5 protein-coding genes are annotated in these 3,587 nt (G+C 74.8%); all 5 read right to left on the bottom strand.

Annotated elements, in window-relative coordinates; all coding sequences use genetic code 11:
- Positions 1-171: 171 nt before the first annotated feature.
- Positions 172-555, bottom strand: coding sequence for a DsrE family protein (locus HW577_RS22575; protein WP_198378364.1), 384 nt, complete (start codon positions 553-555; stop codon positions 172-174).
- Positions 552-977: a hotdog family protein gene (locus HW577_RS22570; RefSeq protein ID WP_198378363.1), complete on the bottom strand. Its 426-nt coding sequence runs from the start codon at positions 975-977 to the stop codon at positions 552-554. Before HW577_RS22570 ends, HW577_RS22575 begins: the two co-directional genes overlap by 4 nt.
- A complete protein-coding gene (locus tag HW577_RS22565; RefSeq protein ID WP_198378362.1) occupies positions 977-1,765 on the bottom strand; it encodes a beta-ketoacyl synthase chain length factor in 789 nt (262 codons plus the stop codon). The genes HW577_RS22570 and HW577_RS22565 overlap by 1 nt, the downstream gene beginning before the upstream one ends.
- Entirely contained in the window at positions 1,762-2,946 is a 1,185-nt protein-coding gene (locus HW577_RS22560) for a beta-ketoacyl-ACP synthase (protein ID WP_198378361.1), read from the bottom strand. Before HW577_RS22560 ends, HW577_RS22565 begins: the two co-directional genes overlap by 4 nt.
- 5 nt (positions 2,947-2,951) lie before the next feature.
- Positions 2,952-3,587, bottom strand: a 636-nt coding sequence (locus tag HW577_RS22555) for an MMPL family transporter (protein ID WP_198378360.1), incomplete at its 5' end; no start/stop codon positions are given.

Below are 3,587 nucleotides of genomic sequence, written 5' to 3'. Positions count from 1 at the left end.
CCGCCGATCTGCCCGCCCAGCAGCAGCGCCACATCGAAGGTGATCCCCTGCGCGCGCAGCGCCGGGCCGTCCGTGTCGAACACCGCGCGCACCGCCTGGCCAGTCAACTGCGCGGCGCGGATCATGGCGACCTGTCTCCCCCTTCGCCCGAGGTCGGGTCAAGCATCGCCGCTACAGCGTGACGATCTGGCCGTCGCCCACCGCGTCCAGGAAGGTCGCGATGCCCGCCACCTCGACCCCGGGCGCCAGCGGCATCCCCGCCAGGCCTTCCGCCTTCAGCCCGGCCTCGCAGGCGATGCGGCGCACGCCGATCTCGCCGCAGGCCGCCAGCAGCGTGGCGATACCGGCCACGCCGCGCGCAACGATGGCCGGTTCCCGCGCATCCTCGAGCAGCGGGCAGGGCTCGGCGAACAGCAGGCAGCCCAGGTTGGTCGCGAACAGCGTCACATCCCGCCCCAGCGCAGCCGCGCCGGCGGCAACCACGAGCGCGTAGTGCGCGCGCGCATGCCCGCCCGATTCCAGCAGCACGCCGAGGCGCTTCGGCGGCGCGCTCATGCCAGCAGGATCGTCGCGCGGCCGGCAAGCAGCGCCCGGCCGCAGCCCGAGACCTCGAATCGGTAGATGAAGCCGCGGCTCTCCTGCGCCAGCGCCTCCGCCCGCACCGTCAGCGTGTCCGCGATGTCGTCGAGCCGCTCCACCGCCAACTCCACCCCCGCCAGCGCGGCCAGGAAGCCCGGCCCCTGTGCGGCGCCCGCCGTCAGCGCGCCATGCAGCGCCATCGCCTGCAGCGCGTATTCCAGCCCGCAGGCGGCCGGCAGCACGCCGTCGCGGCGCAGCGGATTGGCCGGATCCCGATGCGTGCCGGAGTTGCAGGCGATGGCGACGGCGTCGCAGGCGTCGACCCGTTCGAGCAGGCACATCGCGCCCTGGTGCGGGACCAGCCGCGCGATCGCCGCGCGCGTCGCGGGCAGCGCCATCACGGCGTGGCCTCGACAACGAGGTGCGAATCCTCGAGCAGCGCGAGGCGGAAGGACGCGGACCGCCCGGATGCCAGCGCCACGAGCAGCGGCAGCGCGCGCCCCACCGGGTTCGTCGCGCGCACGGCATCCAGCGCCGCGGGCAGCGGTGGCTCCTCGACCGCGCCGGAACCGTGCACGAGCCGCAGCATCCCATGCGCGGCGCGCTGCGGCGTCAGAACAAGCGCCGCGGCGAAGGGCGCCGCCGTCGCGCGCAGCGCATCGAGCGGCGGCGGCAGCGGCACGTCGTGCGCAACGAACAGCACCGGCGCGCCGCCGGCCACCACCTGCACCGCCGCCTGCATCAGCCCCGTGGCGAACACCTGGTCATGCCCGCCGAGGCTAACCGACGGCCGCGAGGACCCGACCGCGATGCCCCAGTAGCCCGCGGCGGCATTGTGCACCGAATTGTGGAACTGGGTGGGGGAGATGGCGCCATCCGCCGCGTGCAGCGCCTCGAGGATGCCGGTGATGACCTGGCCTTCGCCGTTGGAACTGGCGAAGACCGTGTCGAGTTCCTCGGGCGGGATGCCGCTCTCCTGCACCGCCTCCGTCGCCACCGCGAGCGCGAGGCGAACGGAGGGCCCGGTGCGGCGGCGCTCGGTCGGAGGCAGCAAGGCCGGGGCGGGAATGGCCACGGGCGCGGACTCGAAGGGCGCGGCGCCGGCGAGCATGGCGCGCGACACCGTCCAGCCGGGCAGGCCCGGCCCGAGCAGGCCGATCCCCGCGATGCCGACCGCGAGCGTCACGGCAGGCGCCCGATCACCAGGGCGCAGTTGCTGCCGCCGAAGCCGAAGGAATTGGACAGCACCAGGTCGATCGGCGCCGCGCGGTTCGCCACCGCGATGCCGGACGCAAAGGCGGGGTCGGGCCGTTCCACGCCGAGGCAGCCGGGCACCAGACCGTCCTCGACGCAGATCGCCGCGATCGCCGCTTCCAGCGCGCCGGAGGCGCCGAGCGTGTGCCCGCTCCAGCCCTTGGTGGAGGAACAGGGCACGGCGGCGCCGAACAGCGTCGCGATGGCGCGATCCTCCATCGCGTCGTTCGCGCGCGTGCCGGTGCCGTGCATGTTGACGTAGCCGATCGCCTCCGGCCGCAGGCCCGCGCTGTCGAGCGCCCCGCGCATCGCTGCGACCGCGCCATGCCCGTCCGGATGCGGCGACGACATATGGTGCCCGTCGGAGGACGCGCCGGCGCCGAGCAGCCCGATCCCGCCTGCGTCGCCCGGGCCCGCGCGTTCCAGCAGCGCGAAGGCCGCGGCCTCGCCGATGCTGATGCCGTCGCGGTCCTCGGCACACGGGCGCGTCGGGCCCTTCGCCAGCAATTCAAGCGAGCCGAAGCCGTGCAGCGTCAGCCGGCAGAGTGTGTCCGCCCCCCCCACCACCGCGGCATCGACCAGCCCCGCCGCGATCATCGCCGCCGCGTCGAGGAAGGCGCGCGCGCCGGATGTGCAGGCAGTGGAGATGGACACGCAGGGACCCGCCAGCCCGAGCCGCGCGCGCACGTAGCGCGGCAGCGCGTGCAGATCGTGCGTGCGCGCGAAGTCATAGGCCGGCAGCGCGCCGTCCGGCCCGCGCCGCACCCAGGCGCGCTCCGTCTCCTCGATGCCGGAGGTGGAGGTGCCGAGCACCACGGCGATGCGCGCCGCCCCGTACCGCGCGCGCGCCGCTTCCACTGCCGCCAGGAACCCGTCTTGGCGCAGCGCGAGTTCAGCGAGCCGCGTGTTGCGGCAGGCGAAGTCGGCGAGTGGCGCGGGGGGTTCGATCGCCTCGGCTTCCCGCACCCGGCCGATCCAGATGCCCGCCGGCATGCCCGGCAGGTCGCAGGGGGCGAGGCCGCCGCGCCGGTCGCGCAACGCCGCCGCCGTCGCTGCGCGCCCGACGCCCATGGCTGAGGTCGCCGTGATGGCGCGGATGGCGAGCGGGAACATGCGCCTCACCTGGGCGCACCCCGTCGCGGCGCCAGGGTGCAGGCGAGCAGGAAGGCGCTGGCGACGCCGAGGCAGACGGTCAGCCCCGTCGCGTGCAGCACGGGCGTGCGGCAGAGCGCGAGCAGGCCAAAGGTCAGCAACGTGGTGAGCATGCAGGTGAGGATGGAACCGAGCGCGCGGGCCGCATCGTCCGTGCCTTCCTCCATCCCGGAACGAGACATGAACAAGGCATAGTCCAGCCCGACGCCCGCCAGCAAGAGCGCCGCGGTCAGGTGGAACACCGTGATCCGTTCCCCGATCGCAGCAAGCGTGGCGAAGGTCAGCAGCAGCGCGCCGGCGAGTGCCGCGGCGATGCGCAGACCGCCCGCGAGCCCGCGCCCGGCGCCGAGCAGCAGCAGCACGAGCACGCCGCCCGCCGCCCCCCAGCGCAGCGCCGTCGCAACGCCGTCGGCCAGCAACGCCTCGGTCTCTACCTTGATGTCGATCACCATCAATCCCGGCACCGTCGCGGCGGCGGCACGCAGCGCGGCGGCATCGATGGCTTCGGCCGGCAGCAGCAGGGCGCGCCAGCCCTCGCCATCCCGGCGCAGCAGCGGCGCAAGGCGCGCGGCGAGCAGCGGCGCGGCAGCGAGGTCTGCGGT

This window comes from Neoroseomonas rubea, assembly GCF_016106015.1.
In the GTDB taxonomy this organism is placed as follows: Bacteria; Pseudomonadota; Alphaproteobacteria; order Acetobacterales; family Acetobacteraceae; genus Neoroseomonas; species Neoroseomonas rubea.
Note: the sequence above shows the minus strand (reverse complement) of the source record. Positions and strands in the feature narration are given on the sequence as shown.

Bases quoted from the DNA above. Each gene is read 5' to 3' on its own strand.
- HW577_RS22575 (WP_198378364.1), bottom strand. From the start codon at position 555: ATGAGCGCGCCGCCGAAGCGCCTCGGCGTGCTGCTGGAATCGGGCGGG.
- HW577_RS22570 (WP_198378363.1), bottom strand. From the start codon at position 977: ATGGCGCTGCCCGCGACGCGCGCGGCGATCGCGCGGCTGGTCCCGCAC.
- HW577_RS22560 (WP_198378361.1), bottom strand. From the start codon at position 2,946: ATGTTCCCGCTCGCCATCCGCGCCATCACGGCGACCTCAGCCATGGGC.